This is a genomic window from Arthrobacter sp. 2MCAF14, from assembly GCF_052115645.1.
Taxonomy (GTDB): Bacteria; Actinomycetota; Actinomycetes; order Actinomycetales; family Micrococcaceae; genus Arthrobacter.
Window position 1 is genome coordinate 15,203 of record NZ_JBFRHB010000005.1, and the last position, 26,890, is coordinate 42,092.

At 64.0% G+C, this 26,890-nt stretch carries 27 protein-coding genes and 1 pseudogene; 12 read left to right on the forward strand and 16 right to left on the reverse strand.

From position 1 onward, the window contains the following. Nucleotides 1–64: 64 nt before the first annotated feature. The 7 genes from modA to AB4074_RS05650 all read right to left on the reverse strand — a co-directional run bounded on the left by modA (nt 65) and on the right by AB4074_RS05650 (nt 5,121). On the reverse strand, nt 65–877 hold the full coding sequence (gene modA, locus AB4074_RS05620; RefSeq protein ID WP_441412477.1) for a molybdate ABC transporter substrate-binding protein: 813 nt from the start codon (nt 875–877) through the stop codon (nt 65–67). Continuing rightward, the gene (locus AB4074_RS05625) at nt 874–1,284 is read right to left on the reverse strand and encodes a TOBE domain-containing protein (RefSeq protein WP_059388228.1); all 411 of its coding nucleotides are present in this window, start codon (nt 1,282–1,284) and stop codon (nt 874–876) included. Before AB4074_RS05625 ends, modA begins: the two co-directional genes overlap by 4 nt. A 173-nt stretch (nt 1,285–1,457) precedes the next feature. Continuing rightward, entirely contained in the window at nt 1,458–1,898 is a 441-nt protein-coding gene (locus tag AB4074_RS05630; protein WP_390282203.1) for a helix-turn-helix transcriptional regulator, read from the reverse strand. A gap of 83 nt (nt 1,899–1,981) precedes the next feature. Continuing rightward, nucleotides 1,982–2,779 (reverse strand): OmpA/MotB family protein, encoded by a 798-nt coding sequence (locus AB4074_RS05635; protein WP_441412478.1) that lies wholly within the window; start codon nt 2,777–2,779, stop codon nt 1,982–1,984. Beyond that, complete coding sequence (locus AB4074_RS05640; RefSeq protein WP_441412479.1) at nt 2,776–3,603, reverse strand: motility protein A; 828 nt, start codon at nt 3,601–3,603, stop codon at nt 2,776–2,778. The genes AB4074_RS05635 and AB4074_RS05640 overlap by 4 nt, the downstream gene beginning before the upstream one ends. Before the next feature lie 3 nt (nt 3,604–3,606). Then, nucleotides 3,607–3,861 carry a flagellar FlbD family protein gene (locus AB4074_RS05645; RefSeq protein ID WP_269994903.1) on the reverse strand — a complete coding sequence of 85 codons (255 nt, stop codon included), beginning with the start codon at nt 3,859–3,861 and terminating at the stop codon, nt 3,607–3,609. A 141-nt stretch (nt 3,862–4,002) separates the two neighbouring features. After that, nucleotides 4,003–5,121 (reverse strand): COG4280 domain-containing protein, encoded by a 1,119-nt coding sequence (locus tag AB4074_RS05650; RefSeq protein WP_441412480.1) that lies wholly within the window; start codon nt 5,119–5,121, stop codon nt 4,003–4,005. A 202-nt stretch (nt 5,122–5,323) separates the two neighbouring features. On the opposite strand from AB4074_RS05650, the gene AB4074_RS05655 reads away from it, so the two are divergent. The 4 genes from AB4074_RS05655 (at nt 5,324) to AB4074_RS05670 (ending at nt 9,898) form a co-directional block, all read left to right on the forward strand. Beyond that, a complete protein-coding gene (locus AB4074_RS05655) occupies nt 5,324–5,896 on the forward strand; it encodes a Chromate resistance protein ChrB (RefSeq protein ID WP_441412481.1) in 573 nt (190 codons plus the stop codon). 177 nt (nt 5,897–6,073) lie between these two features. Beyond that, nucleotides 6,074–7,132 (forward strand): iron ABC transporter substrate-binding protein, encoded by a 1,059-nt coding sequence (locus AB4074_RS05660; RefSeq protein WP_441412482.1) that lies wholly within the window; start codon nt 6,074–6,076, stop codon nt 7,130–7,132. Nucleotides 7,133–7,136: 4 nt separating this feature from the next. Continuing rightward, entirely contained in the window at nt 7,137–8,747 is a 1,611-nt protein-coding gene (locus tag AB4074_RS05665; protein WP_441412483.1) for an ABC transporter permease, read from the forward strand. Continuing rightward, complete coding sequence (locus AB4074_RS05670; RefSeq protein WP_441412484.1) at nt 8,744–9,898, forward strand: ABC transporter ATP-binding protein; 1,155 nt, start codon at nt 8,744–8,746, stop codon at nt 9,896–9,898. Before AB4074_RS05665 ends, AB4074_RS05670 begins: the two co-directional genes overlap by 4 nt. 46 nt (nt 9,899–9,944) lie before the next feature. On the opposite strand, the gene AB4074_RS05675 is transcribed toward AB4074_RS05670, so the two are convergent. Continuing rightward, the gene (locus AB4074_RS05675) at nt 9,945–10,715 is read right to left on the reverse strand and encodes a peptidase M56 family protein (RefSeq protein WP_441412485.1); all 771 of its coding nucleotides are present in this window, start codon (nt 10,713–10,715) and stop codon (nt 9,945–9,947) included. Then, on the reverse strand, nt 10,712–11,302 hold the full coding sequence (locus AB4074_RS05680) for an RNA polymerase sigma factor (RefSeq protein ID WP_441412486.1): 591 nt from the start codon (nt 11,300–11,302) through the stop codon (nt 10,712–10,714). Before AB4074_RS05680 ends, AB4074_RS05675 begins: the two co-directional genes overlap by 4 nt. Nucleotides 11,303–11,573: 271 nt before the next feature. On the opposite strand from AB4074_RS05680, the gene AB4074_RS05685 reads away from it, so the two are divergent. Both AB4074_RS05685 and AB4074_RS05690 read left to right on the forward strand, forming a co-directional pair. Continuing rightward, nucleotides 11,574–12,488, forward strand: a complete 915-nt coding sequence (locus AB4074_RS05685; RefSeq protein ID WP_441412487.1) for a patatin-like phospholipase family protein — start codon at nt 11,574–11,576, stop codon at nt 12,486–12,488. A gap of 45 nt (nt 12,489–12,533) precedes the next feature. Then, on the forward strand, nt 12,534–13,106 hold the full coding sequence (locus AB4074_RS05690; RefSeq protein WP_441412488.1) for an MOSC domain-containing protein: 573 nt from the start codon (nt 12,534–12,536) through the stop codon (nt 13,104–13,106). A gap of 8 nt (nt 13,107–13,114) precedes the next feature. Here the strand turns inward: AB4074_RS05690 and AB4074_RS05695 are convergent, their stop codons facing one another. Then, nucleotides 13,115–14,389 carry an MFS transporter gene (locus AB4074_RS05695; protein WP_441412627.1) on the reverse strand — a complete coding sequence of 425 codons (1,275 nt, stop codon included), beginning with the start codon at nt 14,387–14,389 and terminating at the stop codon, nt 13,115–13,117. 182 nt (nt 14,390–14,571) lie between these two features. Here AB4074_RS05695 and AB4074_RS05700 point away from each other — a divergent pair. Then, nucleotides 14,572–16,028: pseudogene (locus AB4074_RS05700) on the forward strand (HNH endonuclease). Here the strand turns inward: AB4074_RS05700 and AB4074_RS05705 are convergent. Genes AB4074_RS05705 through AB4074_RS05720 form a run of 4 tightly spaced genes read right to left on the reverse strand, consistent with a single transcriptional unit; the run spans nt 16,025 to nt 19,233 of the window. Continuing rightward, nucleotides 16,025–17,080: a sensor histidine kinase gene (locus tag AB4074_RS05705; protein ID WP_441412489.1), complete on the reverse strand. Its 1,056-nt coding sequence runs from the start codon at nt 17,078–17,080 to the stop codon at nt 16,025–16,027. The pseudogene AB4074_RS05700 and the gene AB4074_RS05705 sit on opposite strands and share 4 nt — an antisense overlap. A gap of 11 nt (nt 17,081–17,091) precedes the next feature. Further along, nucleotides 17,092–17,766 carry a response regulator transcription factor gene (locus AB4074_RS05710; RefSeq protein WP_441412490.1) on the reverse strand — a complete coding sequence of 225 codons (675 nt, stop codon included), beginning with the start codon at nt 17,764–17,766 and terminating at the stop codon, nt 17,092–17,094. 5 nt (nt 17,767–17,771) lie between these two features. Next, nucleotides 17,772–18,425 carry a DedA family protein gene (locus tag AB4074_RS05715; protein WP_441412491.1) on the reverse strand — a complete coding sequence of 218 codons (654 nt, stop codon included), beginning with the start codon at nt 18,423–18,425 and terminating at the stop codon, nt 17,772–17,774. Nucleotides 18,426–18,435: 10 nt separating this feature from the next. After that, nucleotides 18,436–19,233, reverse strand: coding sequence for a phosphatase PAP2 family protein (locus AB4074_RS05720; protein ID WP_441412492.1), 798 nt, complete (start codon nt 19,231–19,233; stop codon nt 18,436–18,438). A 169-nt stretch (nt 19,234–19,402) separates the two neighbouring features. On the opposite strand from AB4074_RS05720, the gene AB4074_RS05725 reads away from it, so the two are divergent. The 3 genes from AB4074_RS05725 to AB4074_RS05735 are packed head-to-tail and all read left to right on the forward strand — an operon-like array spanning nt 19,403 to nt 22,005. Next, complete coding sequence (locus tag AB4074_RS05725) at nt 19,403–20,188, forward strand: alpha/beta fold hydrolase (RefSeq protein WP_441412493.1); 786 nt, start codon at nt 19,403–19,405, stop codon at nt 20,186–20,188. A gap of 19 nt (nt 20,189–20,207) precedes the next feature. Continuing rightward, nucleotides 20,208–21,104, forward strand: coding sequence for a hypothetical protein (locus AB4074_RS05730; protein WP_441412494.1), 897 nt, complete (start codon nt 20,208–20,210; stop codon nt 21,102–21,104). Between the two features lie 58 nt (nt 21,105–21,162). Beyond that, nucleotides 21,163–22,005: an IclR family transcriptional regulator gene (locus AB4074_RS05735; RefSeq protein ID WP_441412495.1), complete on the forward strand. Its 843-nt coding sequence runs from the start codon at nt 21,163–21,165 to the stop codon at nt 22,003–22,005. 114 nt (nt 22,006–22,119) lie between these two features. Here the strand turns inward: AB4074_RS05735 and AB4074_RS05740 are convergent, their stop codons facing one another. Both AB4074_RS05740 and AB4074_RS05745 read right to left on the reverse strand, forming a co-directional pair. Then, entirely contained in the window at nt 22,120–23,601 is a 1,482-nt protein-coding gene (locus AB4074_RS05740; RefSeq protein ID WP_441412496.1) for a purine-cytosine permease family protein, read from the reverse strand. A gap of 135 nt (nt 23,602–23,736) precedes the next feature. Beyond that, nucleotides 23,737–24,507, reverse strand: coding sequence for a FadR/GntR family transcriptional regulator (locus AB4074_RS05745; protein WP_441412497.1), 771 nt, complete (start codon nt 24,505–24,507; stop codon nt 23,737–23,739). A gap of 93 nt (nt 24,508–24,600) precedes the next feature. Between AB4074_RS05745 and AB4074_RS05750 the strand changes: the two genes are divergently transcribed. Together AB4074_RS05750 and AB4074_RS05755 are read left to right on the forward strand one after the other, a co-directional pair. After that, nucleotides 24,601–25,479 carry a carbon-nitrogen hydrolase family protein gene (locus AB4074_RS05750; RefSeq protein ID WP_441412498.1) on the forward strand — a complete coding sequence of 293 codons (879 nt, stop codon included), beginning with the start codon at nt 24,601–24,603 and terminating at the stop codon, nt 25,477–25,479. 10 nt (nt 25,480–25,489) lie between these two features. Continuing rightward, complete coding sequence (locus AB4074_RS05755) at nt 25,490–26,884, forward strand: APC family permease (RefSeq protein ID WP_441412499.1); 1,395 nt, start codon at nt 25,490–25,492, stop codon at nt 26,882–26,884. The last annotated feature ends 6 nt before the right edge of the window (nt 26,885–26,890 follow it).

Below are 26,890 nucleotides of genomic sequence, written 5' to 3' on the forward strand. Positions count from 1 at the left end.
CAACGACGTTAGTCCGGGACGTTGACGAGCGCTTCTCGAATCCTGCTCGGTTCTTTCGGGAGGACTAAGGCGTTCCGAAACCGGCGTCGCCGAGAACCTTCTTGCCTTCACTTCCCGTCACCAACGCAATGAAAGCCGCGGCCAGATCCTTGTTCTTGCTGGTGCCGACGGTGCCGATCGGGTAGGTGTTGACGGCCTTGTCCGACTCGGGGAAAGTGATTCCCTTGATCTTGTCCCCGGCGCCCTTGACGTCGGTGACGTAGACGAGTCCGGCGTCGGCCTCCCCGGAGGCGACCTTGCCCAGGACGTCAGTCACGGAAGACTCTTCGCTGACGGGCTTCAGGGTTGTTCCGGTGGCTTTTTCGATGGTTTGGGCGGCGGAGCCGCAGGGTACCTGGCTGGCGCAGACGACCACCTTGACACCCGGCTTGGCGAGGTCCGCGAAGGAACTGATCGACGCCGGGTTGGACGGCGGGACGGCGATGGTCAGGACGTTGGTGGCGAAGTTCTTGGCCGTTCCGTCAAGCAGCTTGGCGTCGGAAAGCTTGCCCATGTTCTTCGTGTCGGCCGAGGCAAAGACGTCCGCCGGAGCGCCCTGGGTGATCTGGGTGACGAGGTCAGAAGACCCGGCGAAGCTCAGGGCCACTTTTGTACCCGGGTTCGCAGCTTCGAATTCGCTGGCCAGCTTGGTGAACGTTGCTTTCAGCGAGGCAGCCGCGTAGACCGTCACCGTACCGGAGAGCTTTGGTGTTTCGCTTGCGCTGGCGGATCCGCTGTTTGCGGTGCCGGCGGGAGTGCTTGAACCGCATCCGGTCATGCTGGCCGCGAGGGCGCCGGCAACGAGCACCGCGGCGAAAGCTTTGGGGATGATCCTCATATGGTGCTCTTTCCTTGGGGTGTTTCGATGATGACTGTGGTGGCCTTGACCACGGCTGTGGCGACCGAGCCGAGTTCGAGCCCGAGCTCGCGGACCGCCTCGCTGCTCATGAGGGAGACGACACGGAAGGGACCGCATTGCAGTTCCACTTGTGCCATGACCTTGTCGGCCGTGATGCCGGTGACCAGGCCGACGAAGCGGTTGCGCGCCGAGCGGCCCACCCGGGTTGGATCCTCGGGCAGCTGGGCCTGGTCCCGCGCGACGTGGGCAAGTTCCAGCCCATCCACGGCTAGCCGGCCTGAATCATCCTTGACCGGAGTCAGGATGCCGTTCTCGGTCCAGCGCCGGACGGTGTCGTCGCTGACGCCCAGGAATCGGGCTGCTTCAGATACTCGAATATTTGGCATGGCTCCAGAATAATCCTCAAATGCGGTAGTGACGGCGTGTAACTTCCGCAAATCAAATATGACCCGTATTTCCGGTGGCGCTCTGCCTGGGTTAGTGGACGTCCCGGACGCAGCAGAGGTCCCGCCCCACTGGGGCGGAACCTCTGCTGTGTGGTGGCCGGCTACGGCCTGAGTCAGTCTGCGGCGACCGCAAGCGCTTCCCGACGTTTGCTCGCTTCGTTTCGGCTGGGCCGCGTGCGTATCTTCGCCACGCACGCGGGCATGGCAGCCACGGCCAGGTGCTCGCGGGCGCGGTATGTGCTCGGCGGCACCCCGACGAGCTCAGTGAACCGCGAGCTGAATGAGCCAAGTGACGTACAACCGACTTCCATGCATGCGTCGGTCACGCTCATTCCGCCGCGCAGGAGCGCCATCGCGCGCTCTATCCGGCGGGTCATGAGGTAGTTGTAGGGGGTCTCGCCATAGGCGGCCCGGAACTGCCGCGAGAAGTGCGCCGGCGACATGAACGCATGGCTGGCCATGGTGGGTACGTCGAGGGGCTTGGCGTACTCGCGGTCGATAAGGTCGCGGGCCTTGCGCAAGTAAGTGAGCCGGGCGATGTCTTCCGGGGTCATGCCATGAGCGTACCTCGGCACGCTCGTCACTTCCATGGTGCCCGACGCCGTCCCGTGACCGGCCGCGACAAGCACACCGGCCGCTATTGGCCGCCGGCCCTCGCCTTGAGCGCCTCGGGGATCAGGGCGCGGACCACTTCGGGCTGGTCCGAGAGGACGACGACGTCGACCCTGCGGTTGAGTTCCATCAGCGCCTCGGTGGAATCATCGTTGACCTGCCTGGCGGATCCGAACGCAACGGCGCCGATGTGCCCAGCCGAAATGCCTCCATGGTCGACGAGGTACCTGAGGACGTTGACGGAGCGCGCAGAAGAAAGCTCCCACGTGGAGGGGTATGAGGTGACTCCGTTGGCTGCGTGGCCTTCCACCATGATTTCAAGGGCCGCCTTCGCCATGGTCGGGGCGATCATTCCAAGGACCTGGCTCGCGCGGGGCGTGAGTTCCGGCCGGTCGGGTTCGAAGAAGGTCTGCGATCCTACGAGCTTCACGGTGAGTCCGCGTTCGTTGATCTGGAACTGCACATTGGCCCCCAGCCCCGCGGCGTCGAGCTTGGACTTCATGTCGTAGCGCAAAGCGGTGAGCCGGGCCGCTTCCTTGAGTGCGAGGTCCAAGTTGGAGAATCCCTGGGCGTCGGCGCTGGTGTATTCCGGCGGAACGACGGTCCCGGTGGCGGTGTCCACCTTCTGGCTGACCACCGTGCCGAACCCCGTGGCGAGCGAATTGCGGAGTTTGTCGAATTTGGCCTGGTCCACGGTGGACATTGCGAAGAGCACGATGAACATGCACATGAGCACCGTGACCATGTCCATGTAGGAAGCCATCCAGCGTTCGTCGACGTGTTCTTCCGCCGGAGGTGAACCGCGGCGGCGCCGGGACCTCATGCGGCCTTGGACGAAGCGAATTTGCCGGGGCGGGCTTCGTCGTCGTCGCTCTTCTTTGCGGATTTCGCCTTGCCGAGCCGGTCCGGGGGAACCATGGCGCGGAGCCGTTCGGCGAGCAGGAGGGGCTGGGTACCGTTCTGCACCGCCAGCATGCCCTCCATCAGGAGGGTCATGCGTTCGATTTCGAGCTCGGACAGTCGCTTGAGCCGCGAGCTGAACGGCAGCCAGATGAAGTTCGCGGACAACAAACCCCAGAGGGTGGCCACGAAAGCGGAGGCGATCATTGGTCCCAGATGATCGGGCGAGGAGAGGTTTTCAAGGACGTGAGTCAGCGATACCACGGTGCCGATAATGCCGATGGTCGGCGCGTAGCCGCCCAGGCTCGCGAAGAATTTGGCGGAGACGTGGTCGCTGCGCATCTTGGAATCGATCTCGTCCTCCATGAGGATGCGCAATTCTTCGGCATCGGTGCCGTCGGCGATATTCTGGAGGGCCCGGGCCAGAAAGGGATCTTTCTCGTCCACGGCCGCCTCCTCAAGGGAGAGAAGACCCTCGCTCCGCGCCTTCTCCGCAAAGCCGATCAGCTGGTCGATACTGTCCTGCGGCTTGTCGGTCTTTCCTTTGAACGCTTTGGGGAGGTCTTTGAACGCCCGCACGGTATCGCGGAACGTGTTCCCGGCCAGGCCTACGGCCAGGGTGGCCCCGAAAACCAGGACCATGGGCGCGGGAAGCAAGAGGGCCATGAGGTTGGCGTCTTCGAGGGTCACCATGGCGACCACCGAGCCGAAGGCCAGGAACAGGCCGATTATTGTTGAGGGATCCATGGCTTACCTTCCGTCCGGGTCCGGTGTGCGGACGAGGCTCAAGGGATAGCCCGTCACGGTGGGGAGATCCTGTGCCCGCCGAAGAATATAGGCCCGGTAATTCGCAATCAGTTCCACGACCTCGGCGAGGCTTTCCCGCACAACGTACGTAGCGCCGTCGAGCGTCACCAGATGGGTATCCGGGCTTTCGTGGATCCGTTCAATGATGTCCGGATTCACGGCAAAGCGGGTGCCGTTCAGGCGGGTGACAACGATCATGGGCCGTTTCTGCTTTAGGTAGGGAGGCTCTTGCAGGAGTGTGGTTCAGTTCCTACTGTCGGCCGGAGGCAGGCTCCCGTTAGCTTGCCGCCGATCTGCGTCGCTCCGGCTACCCCATCACCCCAGGTCCACCGACCGCGGTCAGGACTTGCGGACCAAGCGGGAAAGCGCCATGGGAAGCGTCAAAACTGCGACGGCGGGGACCACCCACCAGCTTCCTCCGACTCCCGAGGAACTCAGTGCCGCAGTGACCGCAAAGGACGCGGCTACGGCAAGGGCCACCCTCCAGTCGTCGCCAATGATGAAGTCGTACCAGAACAAGCCGAACCGTTTCAGCGACTCGATAACCGACGTCTTGCGTGGCGCTTTGGGAGGGGTCGTCCCGGCGGTCGCGGTGCGGGTCCGCGTTGCGGCCCCGGTCTCCGCGTCACCTGAATCCAACGAGGCTCCCGCCGGAGAACCGCCGTCGGGGATGGCACCGCTGAACCCCGGGGCGGACTGGCTTGGCGCGGACACCGCGGCGGGCGTTGCTTCGGACGGACGGCGGCGAAGGACAAGCACGATCGCCAGCGCGATGACCGCCAAGGCCGGGATGATGACCAGGAGGGAAAGATCAGCCACGGGCCACACGGCGCCTGCACCCTCGGCGCCCCAGAAGATGCCGAAGCCCGTCAGCATGATGCCGACAATGAACTTCATGGTGTTCTCCGGCACTCGGGAAAGGGGTCCGCGCACGATGATCGCCGCAACGGCCACCAGGACAACTGCTGCTGCTGCGGTCCACGCGGCCAGTCCGAGTTGGCCTTGGATGTTGCCGAAGGTGACCACGATGAACGCAACTTCCAGTCCTTCGAGCAGGACCCCCTTGAAGGAAAGGGTGAAGGCGTACCAATCGCTCACTCCGAAGCGGGACTCACCGGACGCGGACTGTGCCGAGGCAAGTTCCCGACGATAGATCTCGTCCTCGTCGTGAAGGGCCTTGTGACCGCTGGCGCGAAGGATGGCCTTGCGCATCCACTGGAGGCCGAAGACAAGCAGGAGCCCTCCGACGAAAATGCGCAGGATGTCCAAAGGAATCAGGGCGATCGCGGGCCCGAAGACGATGACGACGGCGGCCAGGACAACCAGGCCTGCGCCGACGCCGGAAAGGGCTGAACGCCAATCCCGGGCAGTGCCTGCCGCCAGGACGATGGTGGCGGCTTCGACTGCTTCGACCAGGCAAGCAAGGAAGACCGACAGGAGCAACGCGGTGGTATTCAAGGGTGTCGCTCTCTCTCGGAGGCGTGAATGTAACGGCTGTTAGATTGTCAACCTAATGACGGTGACTCCATACTCATAACAGATTCTACTGTTCTGATGTGTGAAAAGTTAAGGCTTTCAACACCTCGCTCTTGGATCCGTTCAACGCGGGACGGGAGCCGTGGGTCGGCAGTCCGGGAGCTGCGGCGGATAGAATCCGAACATGCGCCCTGCCGAATCGACCGACACTCCGGACGCGGGCGGGGCAGCCGAGTGGCTGATTCTCGTCTACCGCGTCCCCTCCGAGCCCACCCGGTTGCGCGCAGCGGTGTGGCGGCGGCTCAAAGGATTGGGTGCCGTCTATCTGCAAAACTCGATCGCCGCGCTCCCGAAGTCACCGGCGGCGGAACGGGCACTTCAGAAACTGCGCCACGAAATTCTTGACATGCCCGGAACGGCAATCCTTATGTCTTCTACCGTCATCGCAGGCGACTCCCACATCCTGAACCTCTATCAATCGGCCCGCACCGATGAATACGACGAGATCGTTGACCGCTGCAAGGATTTTCTCGCCGGGATCGAGAAGGAATACCAGGCCAACCACTTCACGTATGCCGAGCTCGAGGAAAACGAGGTCGACTACACAAAGCTCGTCAACTGGCTCGCCAAAATCCGGGCGCGTGACACCTTCCAGGCACCTGGCTCCACTGAGGCGGATGCCGCCCTGGCCCGATGCGCACAGGCCCTGGAGGACTACGCAAGCAGGGTCTACTCAGAAGAATCCGAGGCGCACTGAGCGGCACACCCCCACTCGCGCATTAGGTCACGTAAACCTTGCGTAATACATGTGATTCCGGTCACGATGGGGCGTTCTGGATGGAAATTTAGGTATGGCTAACCTAAAGTTTCAAGCTGTGAGCCCGCAGTTCCTTCCCCCGGGCTCCCTTGGATTTGCTCGCAGAAAGAAGCCCTCATGAAGATCCGCGCAAATGCGCTGGCCGGCATCGCACTCGCCGCCGCTGCAGCCCTCAGCCTGACCGCTTGCGGCAACGGCACCGCCTCCTCCGCAGCCACAGACTCCGCTTCCGCCGACGCTAAAGTAGCTGGCGAAATCACCGTCTACAACGCCCAGCACGACACCCTGACCAAAGAGTGGGTGGACGCGTTCACCAAGCAGACCGGCGTCAAGGTCACCATCCGCCAGGGTTCCGACACCGAGCTCTCCAACCAGATCGTCCAGGAAGGCGCGGCGTCCCCGGCCGACGTCTTCCTCACGGAGAACTCCCCCGCCATGGCCCAGGTTGAGAACGCCGGCCTCTTCGCCGACATCGACAAGGCCACAGTGGACCAGGTCCCGGCCGCGTACCGTCCGTCCACCAACAAGTGGACAGGCATCGCCGCCCGCTCCACCGTCCTGGTGTACGACAAGACGAAGATCAGCGACGACAAGCTGCCCAAGTCGATGCTGGACCTGGCCAAGCCGGAGTGGAAGGGCCGGTGGGCCGCTTCGCCGTCGGGCGCTGACTTCCAGGCCATCGTTGCGGCACTCCTTGAGCAAAAGGGCGAGGCCGCCACCACGGAGTGGCTCAAGGGCATGAAGGACAACTTCAAGGCATACAAGGGCAACAGCACCGCCATGAAGGCAGTCAACGCCGGCGAAGTCGACGCTGCGTTGATCTACCACTACTACTATTACGGCGACCAGGCCAAGACCGGCGAGAACTCCAACAAGGTCACCCCGTACTTCTTCAAGAACCAGGACCCGGGCGCCTTCTTGTCCGTCTCCGGCGGCGGAGTGCTGAAATCCTCCAAGAACTCCGCGGCTGCTCAGGCCTTCATCAAGTTCATCACCGGCAAGCAGGGCCAGGAAGTCCTCAAGAACGGCACTTCCTTCGAATACGCCATCGCTTCCAACGTGGACTCGAACGCTAAACTCGTTCCCATCAAGGATCTCCAAGCCCCCACCGTGGATCCGGCCAAATTGAACTCCGCGAAGGTCACCGACCTGATGACCAAGGCAGGACTGCTGTAATTCCGTGACCACTGATCTATCGGCCCGCATCTCCCCGGAAGTTCCGGAGGCTTCGGCGAGCACGACGACGGCGGGCAGGGGCAAGCGCCCCCGCCCGCCTTTCGGCGTTTCTGCAATATCCCTCCTGGCGGTGCTGATCGCACTGTTTTCGCTCATCCCGCTGGGGTACGTCGCATACATGACGGCCGCGACCGGGTGGGACACCGCCGTCGCGCTCATTTTCCGGCCGCGCGTTGGCGAGCTGCTCCTCAACACCGTCATGCTGGTGGTCTTCACGGTCCCCATCTGCCTGGTGTTGGGAGTCGGTGGCGCGTGGCTCGTGGAGCGGACCAAGCTGCGGGGGCATCGCTGGTGGGCCGTGGCCCTGGCGGCCCCGCTGGCCATCCCGGCGTTCGTCAACAGCTATGCGTGGGTGACCGCCGTCCCCTCGCTCGAGGGCATCTGGTCCGGCGTACTCATCGCCACGTTGTCCTATTTCCCCCTCGTCTACATTCCCGCGGCGGCGACGCTGGGGCGTTTGGACCCCGCGATTGAGCAGTCGGCAGCCTCCCTAGGTTTGGGACCATGGGCCATCTTCTTCCGGGTTGTGCTGCCTCAACTACGGATCGCCATGACTGGTGGCGCGCTCCTGGTGTCGCTGCACCTGCTGGCTGAATACGGCGCGTTCGCGATGATCCGCTTCGACACGTTCACCACCGCGATCATGACCCAGTTCCAATCCACGTTCAACGGCACCGCCGGGAACATGTTGGCGAGCGTCTTGGTGCTCTTCTGCCTCATCCTGCTTCTTGCCGAAGTCAGGAGCCGCGGTAACGCGCGCTACGCCCGCATCGGTTCCGGCGCCCAGGCCAAGCCAACCAAGCTTCCCCTGCACCACTACCAGATTCCGTCCCAGCTCGCCCTGCTTGCCCTCACCGTTTTGGCGTTCGGATTGCCGATCTTTTTTGTCCTGCGCTGGGTGGTGGCCGGTGGCGCCCGTGTCTGGTCAGCCGACGAATTCCTTCCGGCGCTGCTCCAGACCCTCGCTTATGGCATGGTAGGCGCCGCGGCGACAATCGTCGTCGGCTTCCCCATGGCCTATCTGGCCGTGCGGCACCCGAGCTGGTTCAGCAAGATGCTTGAACTCTCCAATTACGTCACCAGCTCCCTTCCCGGCATCGTGGTGGGCCTGGCCTTTGTGACCGTGAGCATCCGAATGGTCCCGGGCGTGTACCAGACCTCCGGGGTCCTGATTGCTGCCTATGTGCTGCTGTTCCTGCCGCGGGCCCTGGTCAACATCCGCTCCGGACTGGCCCAGGCTCCGAAGGAACTCGACGAGGCCGCGCAATCGCTCGGCAAGACCCCGCTGGTGTCCTTCCTGAAGGTGACGCTGCGCCTCACCGCTCCGGCCGCCGCCGGCGGGGCCGCGCTAGTGTTCCTCGCCATCGTCAACGAGCTGACGGCAACACTGCTGCTCTCCCCGAACGGCACCCACACCCTGGCCACCGAATTCTGGAGCAAGAGCAGCGAGATCGATTATTCGGGCGCGGCACCCTACGCATTGCTCATGATCCTGCTGTCTGCCCCCATGACGTACTTGCTTTTCCAACAGTCCAAGAAAGTAGCCGGACAGTGACCGAACAATCCCCCTCAAGGCTTCCGTCACCCCGCGTAGCGGCTTCGGTGGCTCCCACCACCAACACGCACCTGGACATCGCCGAGGTCACCAAGAACTTTGGATCCCAGGCCGTGCTGAAGGGCGTGAACCTCTCCGTGGCCAAGGGCGGAACAACCGCCATCGTCGGGCCTTCCGGTTCCGGCAAGACCACTTTGTTGCGCCTCATCGCCGGCTTCGAACACCCGGACACGGGCTCCATCAGCCTCAACGGAAACACGGTAGCCGGGAACGGGATCTGGGTGCCCGCCCACAAGCGGCATGTTGGCTACGTTGCCCAGGACGGCGCGCTCTTCCCGCACCTGACGGTTGGGCAGAACATCGCGTTCGGGCTGGACAAGTCAGCGCTCGACGGCGGCCGCCGCGCCGTGAAGACGCGCGTCCAGGAGTTGCTCGACATGGTTTCCCTCGATGCGGACATGGCCAAGAGGCGGCCCCATCAGCTCTCGGGAGGCCAGCAGCAACGGGTGGCACTCGCCCGCGCCCTGGCCCGCGAACCGCAACTCATGCTGCTCGACGAGCCCTTCTCCGCGCTCGACGCCGGCCTCCGCGTGGCCACCCGGCGGGCCGTGGCGAAGGTCCTGAACGAAGCCGGAGTGACCACCATTTTAGTGACGCACGATCAAGCCGAGGCCCTGTCCTTCGCGGATCAAGTGGCGATCATGCGCGGCGGAAAGCTGGCGCAGATCGGCAATCCCTTCGTTGTGTACACGCGTCCTGCAGATCGGGCAACGGCCGAATTCCTCGGTGATGCCGTCATCCTGGACGCGTGGATGGAAGGCTCCTTGGCCACGTGTTCCCTGGGCGGCATACCCGTACGCCGTCCCCCGGCGCAGGGCCTCGTGCAATTGATGCTCCGCCCGGAACAGATCCGGATCGCTCCCGACGGTCCCATCCGCGGAGTGGTTGTCGATACCGACTACTTCGGCCCCGAGACTACGGTGCGGATCAAGCTCGCGCCGCGCGTTCCCGCCGAAGGTGCAGCCCGGACCTACCCGGGCGGCGGCGAAGTCATCACCATCCGCCACTGGAACGCTTCCATCACGAGGCCCGGCACGGAACTGTGCCTCCGCGTGGTGGGCGAAGGCGTGGCGTTCCCTGTGGAGGGTTAGGCAATCCGCCTGATGCCGACGCCGCCATGGGACCCGATGGATGCCTTCACCTGATCACGAATTCCCCGATGATGGTCTTACCGTCGGACTCGTAAACAGGTACGGGAAATGACTTTCCGCGTCGGGCCTCTTGCCAGGCGAGTGCATCCTCCGGGCTCTTGAAAGTCTTCATGGCCGCCGTCCCGTCGGCTTCGTCGAGGTCCGTTTTGTAGGCGTACCCGGACTGACCATTGCTTGCCATCACGGCAACAAGGTCAGGACTGCCGTTCTGGTTCTCAGCACCGAACGTATTCCCGCCAAGGTTCACGCCCCACGCTGTTGCTTCCCGCTTAATGTATTTGGCTGTGAGGCGCCAACTGTTTGCCGGATCTGTCTTGATCGTCACGCTGCGTTGGCCGGGAAGGAGCTTGATCGTGTAGCCGGACCAGCTGTCGCTTGTTCCGACGTCGGGGGCCGCGCAAGTGCTGCTTGCTCCGTCTTGGTATTCAAATCTTCCCGGCGTCAGGCAGGTTAGTTCCAGCCCAACTGCATTGGCTCCGACCGGTGGAACGCCAAGTGTCACGGATGCCGTTCCGGTGTGCGTTTCGGTCACGGCAGGGGCGAGCGTGGTGATGCGGTCGCCGCCGGGAATTGTGAGGAATCCGGCGGCCGCAGCACCGACGCCGCCCAGGACTCCTGCGCCAGCCAACGCGACTCCCCCGATCCACAGCCGCCGCGTTCGTTTCCGCGAGCGAACGGGGGATGCAGTCTGCACTCGGCAAACCAGTTCTGCACGCAATGCTTTGCTGAACGTCTCGTCCAGAGGGAGTCCGTTCATCGTTTGCCTCCTTCAAAGGCTGGAATGGATTTCGCATCAACTGGTCCGGTGATCGCACTTTTCATCCGCTGACGCGCCCGGTGCATCCGAACTTTGGCGGTCCCAGGAGTCATTTTCAGGATCCCTGCAGCGGCAACAACCGAATACCCCTCGAAAATCACCAGACTGACCAGTTGCAAATCGACTTTGCCGAGCGTTCCCAAGGCTTTGGCTGCATCCCCGGAGATGGTCTTCTGCAAGTACGCCGACTCACTGGACTCAGCGGGCTCCGGTGTTCGCTCGATTGACGCCAAGAGCTTTCGGTACCGAGCGGTAGATCTCGCCGTGTTCCTGGCCGCGTTGGTAGTGGTCACAAGCAGCCATGGAAGAACTGAACCATCGACGATGCGCACCCGGTGCCTCTTCCGCCACAATTCCAGGAACGCTGCGGCAAGAACGTCTTCAGCATCGTGACGGTCGGCGGTCAGCCGATAGGCGTGACGGAAGACTCTCTCACGGTATCGGTCGAACAATTTCCCAAAAGCGTCGCCGTTGCCCTGTAGGCTTTCCGCCCAGAGCGCCCGCTCATCAGATTCAACGTTCCCCATGCACTGTATTGTCCGCGACGGGCCAAAAGGTTACGTCGAACAGTGAGATTTCGGGAAAGCGGCCTGCTACGGATTCATTGGAACTGACGTGCCGACGATTGCGCACCGCATCGCGGGCGTGCTAGCGTTGCGGCGATCGTGATCTATCAGCAGGAGGTGAGTCCCATGAACGCAGTGTCCGCAATGGGTGCTCCCCTGCAGTCCACGATCGCGCGACTGACTTAGTCGCCACCGGGAGCGCCAAACAGGCAATTCGCGAAAGGCGACTCCCATGAACACAACACCTTTTTTACCTTTGCACTCCCGCAAGCGGGCGCTGGTCCTCGGCGGCGGCGGATCGACAGGCAACGCCTGGCTGATCGGCGTCATGGCCGGCCTCATTGATGCCGGGCTCGATGTGACCGACGCCGACCTGACCATCGGCACCTCGGCCGGATCGACGGCCGCGGCGCAGATTGCTGGAGCGACCCCAACCGAGCTATTCGCCAACATCCTTGACGCTGTCCCACAGCAACGGTCCCTTCCGGTCGGGTCCGGACCGGGACCCGCACCGGCCAGGCCGGTGATGAACCATCTGGAGCGGATCAACAAGATCATCGCCAATGCCCAGAACGCGGCCGACATGCGCCGGCGACTGGGCGCGGCGGCGCTCGAGATGGATGCGGCGTCGGATGGCTCCTGGTCAACACAATGGCGCAGTACCGTCGCCACCCGGCTACCCAACCAGCACTGGCCGGAACGAACGGTGCTCATCACGGCGGTCGATGCCCGTACCGGAGAATCGGTCACGTTCGACCGCCATAGCGGGGTCGACTTGGTGGACGCCATCGCAGCCAGCTGTTCCAGCGGCTTGCCATACAGGATCGGAGACAAGCGGTACCTCGACGGCGGTTACCGCTCCAACGCCGAGAACGCCGATCTGGCAGCCGGATACGGACGGGTTCTGGTGCTCTCCCCCTTCGGTGGCAGATCATTGCAACCGCTGGAGTGGGGCACGCATCTGGCGACGCAGGTCGACGAACTACGCGCACGCGGCAGCCGAGTCGAAACGATCTTCCCGGACAGCAACGCTGAGCACATGTTCGGCGCCAATGCCATGGATCTGTCGCGGCGCCCGCCCGCGGCCCAGGCGGGTTACGAGCAAGGCAGAGCCCTTGCCGGGCAGCTCGCCGAGTTCTGGAGCTGAGTCTCCGGGGGGTTACTGACTCCGGGACAGGCATAGCCTTATGGCATGACCGCAAGCTACAGATACGACGTGAAGATCCTGCATCTTCTCGTGTCATCCGGCCACGCCTACTTCGGCCGCGCACGCGATGGTGCCGCCGAGGTGCCCACCACGGATGCCGAGCAGGTCGACGTCGTAAGCGGCAAGGGCATCGTCGGTGACCGGTTCTTCGGCAAGGCCGCGCACATGGACGCCGCAGTCACCTTGATAGCCATCGAGTCTCTCGAAGCGATGGCCGCTGAGTTAGGCGTCGCACCCTTTGACCCGCTCCTCACGCGCCGGAATGTAGTCCTCCGGGGAGCCCATCTGGCTCCCCTACTTGGCGAAGAGTTCGCTCTGGAATCCCGTGGCGTCCTTGTGCGGTTCCGGGGCGGACGGCCTGCCCACCCTTGCGCTTGGATGGACCAGGTCCTGGCTCCGGGCGCGCACGCGGCCATGCGAGGCCGGGGCGGCGTGCGCTGCCAACCGCTTTCGTATGGCACTCTGCATCGTGGCCCAGCTGTGTTAATTAGCCCTGTACCGCTTGATCCCGAGAAGGCCGGCGAGGCCACGCTTCTCCGGGCTTCACGGCTTCCGTAGGCCGATTCCTACAACTGCCGGGGTTCCGCGTCGGATGGAGCGATCGATGCGTTGGCTTGATCGGCCAAAGAGCCCTGCCTACGACTCGCCAAGAGGAACGGCACCGCGATCAACTCGATGACGCCGCTGATCGCCAATGAGGCGGAGTAGCCGTACACATCGGCGGCCCGGCCCAGCAGCGGCTGCACCACCACTCCACCGCTTGATCCCATCAGCGAGTCGAAGCTAAGCACGGTTGCCCGCTGCTTCGACGGGATCATGTCGTTCACGTAGGCCTGCCGTACCGGTGTGGCCGCCGAGTCGACCATGGCCCAGAACGTCAACAAGGCAAGGGCCACCCAGAAAACACCCGTGAACCCGAGCACCACCAGAATCGATGCGCTCACCACTCCACTCAGAATCAACACCGTAGTGCGTTTGCGAACGAGGCGCCGGATACGCGGTGCAAGCCACCCGCCCAACACCTGCGCTCCGGCCACGATGGCCGCGGCCAGCCCGGCCACGGAGTACGCGTGCCGGTCGCCGAAGAGCTGAAGCAAGTACGGCTGCAGGGCATAGAACACGTAGATCCCGACGCCGGCGCTGAACGGCGCTGCCAGCATCACGTACCGTACAGGTGGATTTTTCAAACCGTTCTCGATCGAGGCGTCGAGGACGGCACGGGTCGCCTTGAGTGGATGGGCAGAGCGTTCGGGAGTGAACCCGACGTCGCGCATGAGCAAGAAGGCCACGACGAACATCGCGAGGAGCACGCCCACGCGAATCAGGAACGGCACTCCCAGGTTGGTGGCCTGCGCGATCACCCCGCCAGCCACTGAGCCCGCAAGCATGGCGGCACCCGACACCATCTGTCCGCGCCCGAGCACCGTCTCCAAGCCGCCCTCATATCCAGTGAAGCGCAACGCGTCGACGAGCCAGGCCTCCACGGCACCCGAGAAGAAGGTGAAGCCCAGACCGAGCAATACCGATACCACGGCCCACCACCAGAACGGGGCGGAAAGCTGCCAGAGCAGAAAGTAGAGGTAGGTGGATCCGGCCAGTGTCACAGTGCCAAGAAGGAACGAAACGCGGCGTCCCCAACCATCGGCCACCACTCCAGTCGGCACTTCGAAGACCACCATGCCGGCCGTGAAGAAGGCGTTCGCTGCAAAGGCCTCGAGGTTGCTGAGTCCCGCATCCAGCAGGAAGAGGGTATTGATCCCCCAAATGAACGAGGCCGCAAGGGTATTGCCAAGGGTCAACGTGAGAAAGATGCTTTGAATCTTTCTGGCGGCGGGGTTCATCAAGGTGCTGTCCCCGCCAGGACGAGGGGGAACCACGAGGCCATTCTCGTCTGCTTCGGCGACGCACGCCAGAGCTGGGCGGGAGCGGTCCGCTATGAAAAAGTTCTGCAGATTTCCGGGCCATTCGGCGGGCAGGTGCTCTTTTACCTATTAATGTCAGACCCCTCTGGAATGCTTTGGTTATGGCCGGGAACCGGGGAACACAGCTGATCGGAGCGGGCGCGCCGTCGGGCGGCGCGGTTCCGGATGCTGCCGTGCCGGGCGTCCGAGTGCAGGACCTGATCGACGCCGTGAGATCGCTTCACCCAAGCCTCACGAACAGCATGGAACCGGCCGACCTGATAGACCAGTTGCGTGCCCTGGAGGATCTGAAGTCCGCGGCCGCGGCCGCGCAGGCCCGGATTGCTGCCGCGTTCGATGCCGCCCAACGCAGCGCCGACGCGGCGGCGGGTGTACCGGCCGAGGAACAGGGACGCGGGGTCGGAGCCCAGATTGCGTTGGCCCGGCGGGAATCCCCGGCCCCCGGCTCCACGGCCTCGCCAAAGCCCTCATGAGCGAAATGCCGCACACCCTCGCCGCCCTCGAATCGGGACGGTTGAGCGAATGGCGGGCCACGTTGCTGGTGAAGGAAACAGCCTGCCTGTCCGCCGAGGACCGCTGCGCCGTGGACGAGGAGTTGGCCGCCGACACCGGAGTCTTCGACGGCGCCGGGGACAAGGCCATCATCGCCGCGGCCCGGGCCGCGGCGTACCGGCGGGACCCGCGCTCGGTCACGCAGCGGGCCAGCCACGCGGCGGCGGAACGGCACGTGAGCCTGCGCCCGGCACCGGACACCATGACCTACCTGACCGCCCTGCTCCCGGTCGCCCAAGGCGTGGCCGTGCACGCGGCCCTGACCCGGCACGCCGACTCGCTGCGCTCTTCCGGGGAGACCCGGTCCCGGGGCCAGATCATGGCCGACACCCTGGTCGAACGCACCACCGGCACCCCCGCAGGCATCACCGGGGTGGAAGTCCAGCTCGTCATGACCGACCGGACACTGTTCCAAGGCGATGCCGAACCGGCCCGGCTGCCCGGCTACGGCATCGTCCCGGCCGGCTGGGCGAGGACCCTCCTCAACGACAACACCGGCAACACCAAACCCGGCCAGGACCAGGATCTCAAGCTCTGGCTCCGTCGGCTCTACACCGCCCCCGGGACCGGGGACCTCGTCGCCGCCGATTCGAGGGCGCGGCTCTTCCCGGCAGGCATGCGGCGCTTCATCCGGGCCCGCGACGACACCTGCCGCACCCCCTACTGCGACGCGCCCATCCGGCACTTCGACCACATCATCCCCTGGCACGACGGCGGCACCACGAGCCTGGCCAACGGGGCGGGCCTGTGCGAAGCCTGCAACCACACCAAAGAACTCAACGGCTGGACAACACAAACCCGGTCAGCAAAAACACGCCCCGGGACACGGCATGCCCTCGACATCCGCACCCCCACCGGACATACCTACCGATCGACAGCGCCGCCCCTGCCAGGAACCCACGAGCCGGAAATTCAACCTGCGCGTTCCAGGCACCACCGGCGCAGGCTACGACACCACGCCAAAGCGCTCAAATACGCCCGCGTCACCAACCTGCAGGCCGCCTAAGAAGGCAAAGCCGAGCCTGGCGCCGTGTCATCTGGCGCCGTGTCATTCGGAGCCGTGTCCTTCCGAGCCGTGTCCTTCCGGGCAAGCGGCAGCGTGATCCTCATGACCGTTCCCCTCGGACCACTGCGCTCAACCTCCACAGTGCCGCGGGCCCCGGTGATGATTTCACGGACCAACGCCAATCCGATTCCGAAGCTGCGCTGGCCAGGTGCGCCCTCGGGGCTGTGTGTCCTCACGAAGCGGTCGAAGATCCGGGTCTGGTCAACTCCCTTGATCCCGGTCCCGGAATCAGAGACGGTGACCACCGCGCGGTTACCGAGCACCGCCGTCGTGATCCCCACTTGGCCACCAGCGGGGGTGTGCGCCAGCGCATTGTCGGCCAGGGCAAGGAGGGCACGGCGGAAGCCATTGCTGTCAATGAGCGCGAAGGGGCGGTCCTTTTCCGTCAGGGCGACGCGGACGTTTTTCTCTCCCGCGAGCTGTTGCAAGCTCTCGACGACGGCGCCCGCCACCTTGGCGAGATCGCTCGGCTCTGCGGCGGCGTCCGGGGGCGAGCCGGTGGCCGCGACAAGCAATTCGTTGACGATGCCGGTGAGGGTCGCAGTGTCGTTGCGGATGCGGGCGAGTGCTTCCCCGGTTCTGGAGTCCGCGGGGGCATCGCGCTGGGCGAGCTGGACGCGTGCATCCAGGATGGCCAGGGGTGTGCGCAGTTCGTGGCTGGCGTCCTGCACGAAGCGTCGCTGCAGTGCGAGCGCTTCGCCCAGGGGCCGGATGGCACTCCGCGCGCTGAGCCAGCCGATGGCCCCGGCAAGGAGGATCCCCCCAGTGCCGGCAACGATCATGGCCTTCAGGAGGTCCTTTGTGTCCAGGTACGCGTACGCGGAGTCGGTTTCGCCTGGTCCAGGCAGCGTTGGATGCTGTGCCTGGTTGAAGAGGTAGATCGCGGCGGCCGCCAGCAGGCAAAGAACCAAAATCGCGCATGCCGCGCTGATCCGTACCGCGATCTTCAGCGAGGCTTTGCGGAGCGTCGCCTGGTCCGGGTTTTCAGTCATGGGAATTGTTCTCAGTCATGGGGGTCGCCGATCTGGTATCCGAGGCCGTGGACCGTCCGGATCACCGTTTTGGAGATCTTACGGCGCAGGTGGTGGACGTAGGTGTCGATCACGCCCGGCTGGTCCGTGGGGTGGAACAAGGTGCTGATGAGGTCTTCACGGGTGAAGACACGTTCGGGTTCGCCGGCCAAGGTTTCGAGGAGCCCGGCTTCCTTCGCCGTCAGGGTGACCACGGAACCGTACACCGAGCGCATGGAGCGGGCAGCGGCGTCGAGCTCCCAATCCCCGATTCCCAGAGTCGTGGGCGGCTGGGCGTATGTCCTGGTCAGCGCTCGCAAGCGGGCGGCCAACTCCATGGCGTCGAACGGTTTGCTCATGTAGTCGTTAGCCCCCGCGTCGAGGCCCCGGATCTTCTCATCGGTGGCACCGAGCGCCGTCAGGATGAGGATCGGGGTGGCGATCCCCTTGGCCCGAAGGGCTTTGATCAAGGCGATGCCGTCCATGATGGGCAGCCCCCGGTCAATGACCATCGCATCCCAACTCCGGGTCAAGCCGACGTGGAGGCCATCACGCCCATTGACAGCCAGGTGAACGGTGAAGTCCGGCTCCAGGAGTTCGCTGATGAGCGGTCCCAGGGCGGCGTCGTCTTCGACCAGGAGGAGGGACGGCCGCTCAGCTGTTGTCATGCTGTCTATTCTTCCCCGGCGTGCCCGTTCGTGGCGCCCACCTTGGCCTTGCGCCGTTTTTTGAGGAACTCGACTCCCCACGGCAAGACGGAGACCAAAACCATGATCACGGCGATGGCGTCAATGTTGTTCGCGATGAACTCGTAGTGTCCCAACCAGGAGCCCAGGAGCGTCACGGAGGTTCCCCAAATGACGGCGCCGGCGATGTTCCACAGGGTGAAGGATTTGTAGTTGTAGCGGGCGATGCCTGCGCTCAACGGGGCAAATGTCCGCACGATGGGGACAAAGCGGGCCAGGACGATCGCGGGGCCGCCGCGGCGCTTGAAGAATTCCTCGGCCGTATCCAGGTGCGCGGTCTTCAGGACCCTGGCATCGTCCTTGAACCAGCGCCGCCCGAACTTGCGCCCGAGCATGTAGCCGATCTGGTCTCCGGCGATTGCGGCGGCGGAAACGACGGCGATCAACACCGGCAATTCGAGCTGCAGTTGCTGGTGAAGCAGGCCGGTAGTGAATAGCAAAGAGTCCCCGGGCAGGAACGGGAAAAGGAGACCGGATTCGATGAAGACGATCAACGCCACGACGCCCAGCGCCGCGGGACCCAAGCCCTGAAGGAGAGTGGTGGGATCAAGGAATGCGGGCATGGCAGAAAGTACGTGCATGGGGTCCTCCTCAGGATCCGTGTGCTTGGGTTGCGGCCGTGTCCGAGGCGGTTGCTTCTGACGAGGTTGCTTCTGACGCAACGCCAAATGGCAGCCGCCCGATGACTCGCGGTGCGTACCGGTTCCAGAGCCCGGCCAAAACGATGACTATGGCGGTGGTGGCCAGGAACGACGCCACAACGTCGCTGGGGTAGTGGACTCCGATATAGATCCGGGACCACGCCACCACCACGGCCAGGACGGCGCCGGCCCACGCGGTGATGACGCCCCATCGTGTGCCCCTGACCAGGAAGTACAAGGCGAAGGCGAGCGCTACGGCGAAGGCGGTGTGGCCGCTAGGAAAACTGTTGGAACCCGTTTCCGGGGCCAGGGGGTCGAAAAGAAGCGCAGGATTGGGCCGGTGGCGGGCAACGATAAGTTTGAACACCTCGCTGGCAACCCAGCCCGAACATGCGAAGAGCACAAACATGACCGCCCGTACGAAGGACTTCCGAACCAGGAAAACGAACAAGCCGATCACCAGGACAATGCACACTCCGGCTACCGGGGCGAAGAGGAAGTTCAGCGCCATGGCCACGGTGGTCAGTGCGCCCACGTGATGGCGGCTGAGTTCCTGGTCAACTCCGAATTCGCTGGTGGTCACGCCTGCTACCGACTGCACGCTGAAGCCAATGGCAAGGACTGCCGCGGCGAGCACAATGCCCCACAGGAGCCAATACCGAGGCTGTGGAAGCAACGGCACACCGTGACCGACGACGGCGGAAGTGCGGACTTCCGCGGAAGTGTTCTGCTTGGCGCGCGATGACATGAAATCTCCAGTTCGGGTGTGGAGGCCGTTGTGAGGCCTGCTTCCACTCTCGCGGGCGGCACTTAAGAAGCTCTTAAGAACTCCTGCTCAGAGCCCCTCTCCCCTTGACCCGCAAGTGGATGAGCCCCAGAGTTTAGGAACCTACTGTCCGCCAATCAAAGGATCTGGGATGTCCGAATTTGCGATCTCGAAAGACGGTACCCGCATCGGGTATGACCAATACGGCGAGGGACCTGCCGTGATCCTGGTCGGCGGCGCGATGCAATTCAGGGGCTTCGACCCCAACACCGTGGAAATGGCCAAGCTCCTGGCCGCCAAGGGGTTCACGGTCCTCAACTACGACAGGCGCGGCCGCGGGGAAAGCGTCGAGGCCCCGTCATTCAGCCTGAAGGACAACATCGACGATCTCGCCACGCTCATCGACATCGCAGGCGGCAAGGCTGCGCTCTTCGGGAGCTCTTCCGGTGGCTCGATCTCCCTGGCAGCGGCCGCAGCAGGACTACCCGTCACGAAGCTGGCCCTGTGGGAGACTCCCCTGAGCGATGAACTCGGCGCCGGCGGGGCTGAATTCTTCGCAGGGCTCCAGGAACGGATCGCATCCGGCGACAAGGCCAGCACCATCGAGTACTACATGAAGGACATGCCGCCGGAGTGGCTGGCCGGCGCCAAGAACAGCCCAGGATGGCCCACCATGCTCGAAATGGGCCCCAGCCTTTCAGCCGACGCCGAATCCCTCGCGTGGACCCAGTCCGCGCCACGCCCCCAGCTATGGTCCGGCATCACCCAACCCACCCTTGCGATCGTCGGCGAGCAAACCATCCCGATCATGCCGAAAGCGGCCGACTCCATCGTGGCCAATATCCCGAGTGCCCGGAAAGCCACCATTCCGGGCGCCAACCACGGCTGGGAACCCGGAGTCATGGCTGACGCACTCGCTGAATTCCTCGCCGAGTAATACGGCACACGCTTCCACTATGGAACTAGCCGCGATCGCCGTCGAACTTTACACACTGGTTCCCTCGGCCTTCACGGCGGCCCGCACCGAGCGGGCCAAGGAAGCCAAGTCCGCGGGGCACGCCGAACTGGCGAAACAGATCGCCCAGTTGCCCAAGCCTTCGACGGCGGCGTGGGCCGTCAACATGCTCGTCCGGCACGGCACCAAGGAATTCGCGGGCGTCTTGGAGCTGGGGGCATCGCTCGGGAGCGCCCAGGAGCAGCAGGATCACGAGCGTCTCCGCACGCTCGGCCAACAGCGCCCGCGCGTCCTGGGCGCCGCCGTCGAGCAGGCCCGGGCAGTGGCGGAAGGTCTGGGCGTCAAGGTCAGTGGCGCCGCCGCGATGGAGATCGAGGCCACATTGAGGGCCGCCATGACCGATCCCGGCGCTGCGGCCGCGCTCCGCAGCGGGCAGCTGGTGCGTTCGCTCGCCACGAACGGATTGGAACCCGTGGACCTCACGGGCGCGGTGGCGATTTCCGGCGCACTTCCCGCGGCGGGTACCACCAACGAAGAGCCCGACGACGGCGGCCGGCAGCGCGGGCGGGCAGACTCGGAGGGTGCACGCGCCGACTCGGAGCGCGAACGCGAGAAGGCACAAACCGCGCTGGTGGAGGCTGAGCGCAACGCGGACAAGGCTGACCTGGAACTCGCCCAGGCCGAGCGCGAAAAGTCCGAGGCCGTGGGCCGGAGCGAGCACCTCGCCGTCCAAGTCAAAGCTGCCAAAGACAAGCTGGCTGGGTTGCAGCAGGAGCTCGCTTCGACGGAGTGGGCGATCACCCTGGCCGAGCGGAACCGCAAACTGGCAGCCCGGCTAGCCGCCCGGGAACGCCGGAGCGCGGAAACGGCGCGGGCCCGCTTGGAGGGATTGTCCTAGAACGGGGCGTGGCATCAACGTCCGGTATACCGGACATTCCGCCGCCTATTCTAGGAGAATGTACAGTCAATCCGTGCGGCCCAAGGCACCGGCTGCGGCCCAGGTGCTGGCGGTTCTCAGATACGTCGCAGGCCAGGCCGGCCCGGTCAGCGCGTCCATCATTGCGCGCGATGTTGGCTTGCCCCGGTCAACCACGTATCAGCTCATTACCTCCCTGATCGATGACGGCTTTTTGGTTCACCTTCCCGAGGAGCGCAAGTATGCCTTGGGAGTGACCGCCCATGAGTTGGGGACAGGGTATTCGCGGCAAGCTCCGATCCAGCGGATTGCCCGGTTCCCCCTGTCCCGGCTCGTCGCCCGGACCCGGCGAACTGCCCATCTTGCCGTGATGCACGGGCGCGACGTCGTTTACGTGATCGAGGAGCGGGCTCCGCGGCAAAGCCCCCTTGTCACAGACACCGGGGTCCGGCTTCCGGCCCACCTGACGGCCAGCGGCAGGGCGATGATGGCCCAGATGGATCCCGCCCAGGTGGCTGCGCTTTTCCCTGGACCGGAGGCGTTCGCCGAGCGCCACAGCAAAGGCCCGCAGTCCTTGCCCGCCTTGCAGGATCTCTTGGCGCGGGCACGGTCGCTCGGATACGCGTGGGAGCAGGACGAAGTCACGGAGGGATTTTCCTCTGTTGCCGTCGCCGTCCTCGACCGGCAGCGCTATCCGGTGGCAAGCGTGACGTTGACGGTGTCGAACCGGGCGTTTCCCGGCGGAGGCACCCGGCACCGGGCCAAGGACGCCGAGACCGCCGAGGAACGGGCGGTCCGCATTGAAGACGTCGCCCGGGAGTGGATTCCTGACGTGACCAGATGCGCCAGGGAGATTTCCCGCAGGCTGGGCACCCAGGCCTGATCCCGACGTCGTTTCATACGTGGCGCAGGAGACGCGCGCTCACATATATGGCCAAATGCCAGGACGCTCGCTCACATGATGTGAGCGAGCGTCCGAAGGGGAACGGCGCAAAGGCTAAACTGCTGCGGCGTTCGGCACTGAGCCGACCACTGGAGCTACTACCTCCGAGCCGGGTTGAGTCGGGTAGACCATCTCGGCCGGAGCGTTGGAGTTTCTCTTCGCCAGCGGGTAGAACACGATTGCCGTGACCACGAGGCCTACGAGCCAGGAGATATCCGCCCCGCCCAGAAGGTCGGTCATCGGTCCGGTGTAGAGGGTCTGCGCCAGGAACGGGATCTGGACGACGATGCCGATCGCGTAGCTGAATAGCGCGGTCTTGTTCCAACGTCCATAGCGCCCGTTCAGGTCGTAGAGGGCCGGAATGTCCACCTTTTCCTTGGAAACCAGATAGTAGTCCACCAGGTTAATGGAGCTCCAGGGGATGAATACCATCAGCAGGAGAAGAACGAAGTTCTTGAAGTTGGCGATGAAGTCGGGGGAGGCGAGGACCGCGATGAGTACCGAGAGTCCGATAAAGCCGATCACATAGGCGAACCGGGTCCATGACGCCACCGCGGACCTGCGGGTGAACGCCGTGACCGAGGTAAGCATGGTCATGTAGCCGCCATAGGCGTTCAGTGTGTTGACGGTCAGTTTTCCGGTCACGATGACCAGGTAGATGACCACCGCTATCAGTCCGCCGCCGCTCAGATTCCCGAGGAAAGCGACTTGGCCGTCCAGGAACCGTGCGCCTTTGGGCAATGCGAGGGCAGCGAAGAGCGCGCCGAGAGTCATGGACCACTGGGAACCAATCACCGTGCCGAAGTACGCCGACAAGAAGGTCTTGCGTGTTGGGGTGTTGGAAGGCAGGTACCGGGAGTAGTCGGCCACGTACGGACCGTACGTCAGCTGCCATCCGGCGCCAAGCGAAATGGCGAGCAGGAAGGTGGGGAACTCGAAACCGCCGGCTCCCAAGAGTGCGCCGACGTCCTGGCTGGTCAACAACCGGATGCCCAGGTAGGTGAAGCCGAGGATACCCACGACGGTCGCAATGCGGCCCAACATGTGGATGTACTTGTAGCCCAGGGTCGCCACGATGATGGTCAGCACCCCGAAGACGATCATGCCGACGGCAGGGGTGCCCGTGTGGAGGATGAGGCTGATTGCCTGTCCGGAGAGGACAGTACCGGTTGCGGCGAAGCCGAGGTACATCACGACCACCAGTACCAAGGGAATCACCGCCCCGAAGATTCCGAACTGCGCCCGGCTGGAAATCATCTGCGGCAAGCCGAGCTTCGGCCCTTGGGCCGCGTGGAGCGCCATGACTGCGCCGCCCAAGAGGTTTCCAACCAGGAGGCCGATGATCGCCCACAGCGCGTCCGCGCCGAACAGTACTGCCAAGGCGCCGTCGACAATGGCCGTAATCTGCATGTTCGCCCCGAACCAGAGCGTGAACTGCTGGCCAGGCGAACCATGGCGTTCATTTTCCGGGACAAAGTCAATGGAACGACGCTCAACGCGCGGCCCACCCGTTCCCGCTTTTCCTGTGGCCTGCATGCCTAATCCTCACTTTGACAACCGAAGTCCGATGTCCCCAACTGAGAATCAATCAGAGCACGCAAAGTGACAGTGATCACGAAAAGGCGTCCATCTTTAGTCCGATATCCCGGACGATAGGGCAAGAGCTGTCGTTTACCCCTTTTTGTCCCTCTTAGCGCCGTCGCCGCCCGCCAGGCCCATGAACATCGTCTTGTGCAACACGTCCACATGCCGCCGCGACACCTCCACCGCGCCGCGATCGTCGCCGGCCCGCAGGGCATTCACGAGCGCAATGTGGTCCCTATTGGACTCATGGAGAAACTCGATCGGGTACGGGATGAAGTAGGCGTAGAGCTCCGCCAATGCCTCGTTGTAGACATCGACCGCCGGGCCCAAGCCCGAGGACGCCGCGAGCAACCGGTGAAACTGCTCGTCGGCCTGGTGATACTCGGACCAATTGGTTGATCCCGCCATTTCGCGGGTAAGCCGCTCCAGCTCATCAAGTTGCGCTGCCGTGACATTGACCGCGGCGAAGTGGGTGACCGCGCATTCGAACAGCAGCCGACGGTCCACAAGCCGGTTCACTGCAAGGGATTCGGCGGGCGACGCAGCGAGCTGCTCGAGCACGTTCTGCGGCGGCTCGTCAGCGACAAAGGTTCCGCCGCCACGTCCACGACGGCGGACAACGACGCCCTGATCAGCCAGGCTCGCCAGGGCCCTGCGAGCGGTGATCGGGCTGACCGATAGGCCCAGCGCGACGTCTTGCTGGTCGGGCAGCCTCTCCCCCGGCTGAAGCAGCCCCAAGGATATCGCCATGCCGATCCGCAGCCGCACGGCGTCGATTGCGCTCCTGCGGTCGATTCCGAGCAAAGGGGCAGCATCGATGGGTGAGTCGCCGGTGGTGTCGTCGAGCTGACGGGTCATATCCGCTACTTTACGGGGCAAAATCCACCTTCCTTTTATTTGATCATTATGATCTAATATGAGGCGAGTCACAACGACAACGTGGAGAAACCAGTGCAACGCATCCTTCCCCTCATCGCCGCCCAAGCGTCACCCCGGCTGATCGGCGAGCCCACCGAGACCTTCGCAGCCGAGGTCGCCGCCGCCGTCGCGATCCAACCGCACAGCAAGCTCGTGGTCTTCCCGGAGCTGCACCTTTTCGGGGACTCCAACCCGGACCTGCAGCGTACGGAAGTCCTGCAGGACTCAGCCGAGCCGCTGGACGGTCCGCGCGTCAAGGAACTGCGGCAACTCGCAGCGGACCTGGGTATCTGGCTGGTTCCAGGCAGCGTCTGCGAACGCGGTCCCGAAGGGCAATTGTTCAATACCCAGTTGGTCCTCTCCCCGGAAGGTGACCTTGCCGGCTACTACCGCAAGGTCTTCCCTTGGCGCCCCTTTGAGCCCTACGATCCCGGCGATCGATTCACGACCGTTGACCTGAAAGGGATCGGCAGGGTCGGCCTGAACATTTGCTACGACGCGTGGTTCCCCGAGGTAACCCGCCAGCTGGCGTGGATGGGCGCCGAAGTCATCCTCAATGTCGTCAAGACCACGACGCCGGATCGCAAGCAAGAACTGGTCCTGGCCAAGGCAAATGCCATTGTGAACCAAGTCTTCATGGTCAGCGTCAACTGCGCGGGTCCCACCGGCAAGGGCCTCAGCCTGATCGTCGACCCCGAGGGGAACACCATAGCGGAGGCCGACGACGACGCCCCCACCCATCTCGCCGCGGAACTGGATCTCACCGCCGTCGAGCATGTCCGCACCCACGGGACCGAAAACCTCAACCGTCCCTGGTCCCAATTCCGCCCCGGCGAGCCGCCCATCGAGCTGCCCGTCTACCAAGGCCGCATCGACCCAACCACGTGGACCCCTCGGTCCTCCAACTCGTAAGGAACCACCGGTGACTACGCAACCGAGCCTCACGCGCGCCCTGAAACTGCCCTCGCTGGTCCTGTTCGGGCTGGCTTACCTGACCCCGCTCATCGTCCTGGCGATCTTCGGCGTGATCGCCGAAACCACGGGCGGCGCATCGCCGTCGGCCTATCTCGTGGCGATGGTCGCGATGCTCTTCACCGCGCAGAGCTACGGACGGATGGCTGTTGCCTATCCGATGGCCGGCTCCGCGTACACCTATATCCGGCGCTCCATCGATTCCCGGATCGGATTCCTGGCCGGTTGGGCTGTCCTGCTGGACTACCTGTTCCTGCCGATGGTCATCTGGCTCATCGGGGGTTCCTACCTCACGGCGCAGTTCCCCGACATTCCCATCGGGGTCTGGATCGTCGCGTTCATCGCCATCACCACGCTGCTCAACGTGGTTGGCGTCAAGGTGGCGGACAAGGCCAACTACCTCCTGATGGCTTTTCAGCTGCTGGTGATAGTCCTGTTCGTTGCCCTGTCCGTGGGAACCTTGGTCTCAACCTCCGGCGCGAGCGCCCTGATCAGCACCGCTCCGTTCTTCAACGACACGTCGAGCTTCGACAAGATCACCGCCGGCGCCGCCATAGCCGCGTACTCGTTCCTCGGCTTTGACGCCGTGTCCACCCTCACCGAGGAGACCATCGAGCCGAAGAAGACCGTCCCGAAGGCGATCATGCTCGTGGCACTCATCGGCGGTGCGATCTTCGTTGTCGTGTCCTACACGACCCAGCTGATCCACCCCGGCGGGGTGTTCGACGATTCGGCGTCGGCGGCGTCGGACATTGCCTTGAAGATCGGTGGGCAATTCTTCGGCGCAGTTTTCCTCGCGGGACTCGTGGTGTCCCAGTTTGCTTCCGGGCTCGCGGCACAGGCCAGCGCCTCGCGCCTCGCGCCTGCTCTACGCCATGGGCCGGGATTCAGTCCTGCCGAAGAAGGTCTTCGGCGCGCTGAACAAGTCCTTCCACACGCCGGTGTTCAACCTGGTCATCACCGGGGCGGTGGGACTCATCGCCATGTTCCTGGACGTTGCCACCTCGACGTCGTTCATCAACTTCGGCGCCTTTACGGCCTTCACACTCGTCAACATCTCGGTCATTGCCTACTACCCGCGCCAACGACGCTCGGGGCAACGGCTCAGCGTATTGTTCTACGTGGTCATGCCGGCGGTGGGCGCGATCATCGACGGTTTCCTGCTCTCCCAGCTGGACTCGAAGGCCATCACGCTGGGGCTGATCTGGCTCTGCGTCGGCGTCGTGGTGCTGGGCATCATCACCAAGGGGTTCCGGAAGGCACCACCGGAAATGGTGATGGAGGAAAAAGAAGCCGCCCTGGTATGACGACAGATCACAGTGTTTCCCGGAACACTGAGAAATGAGGACTG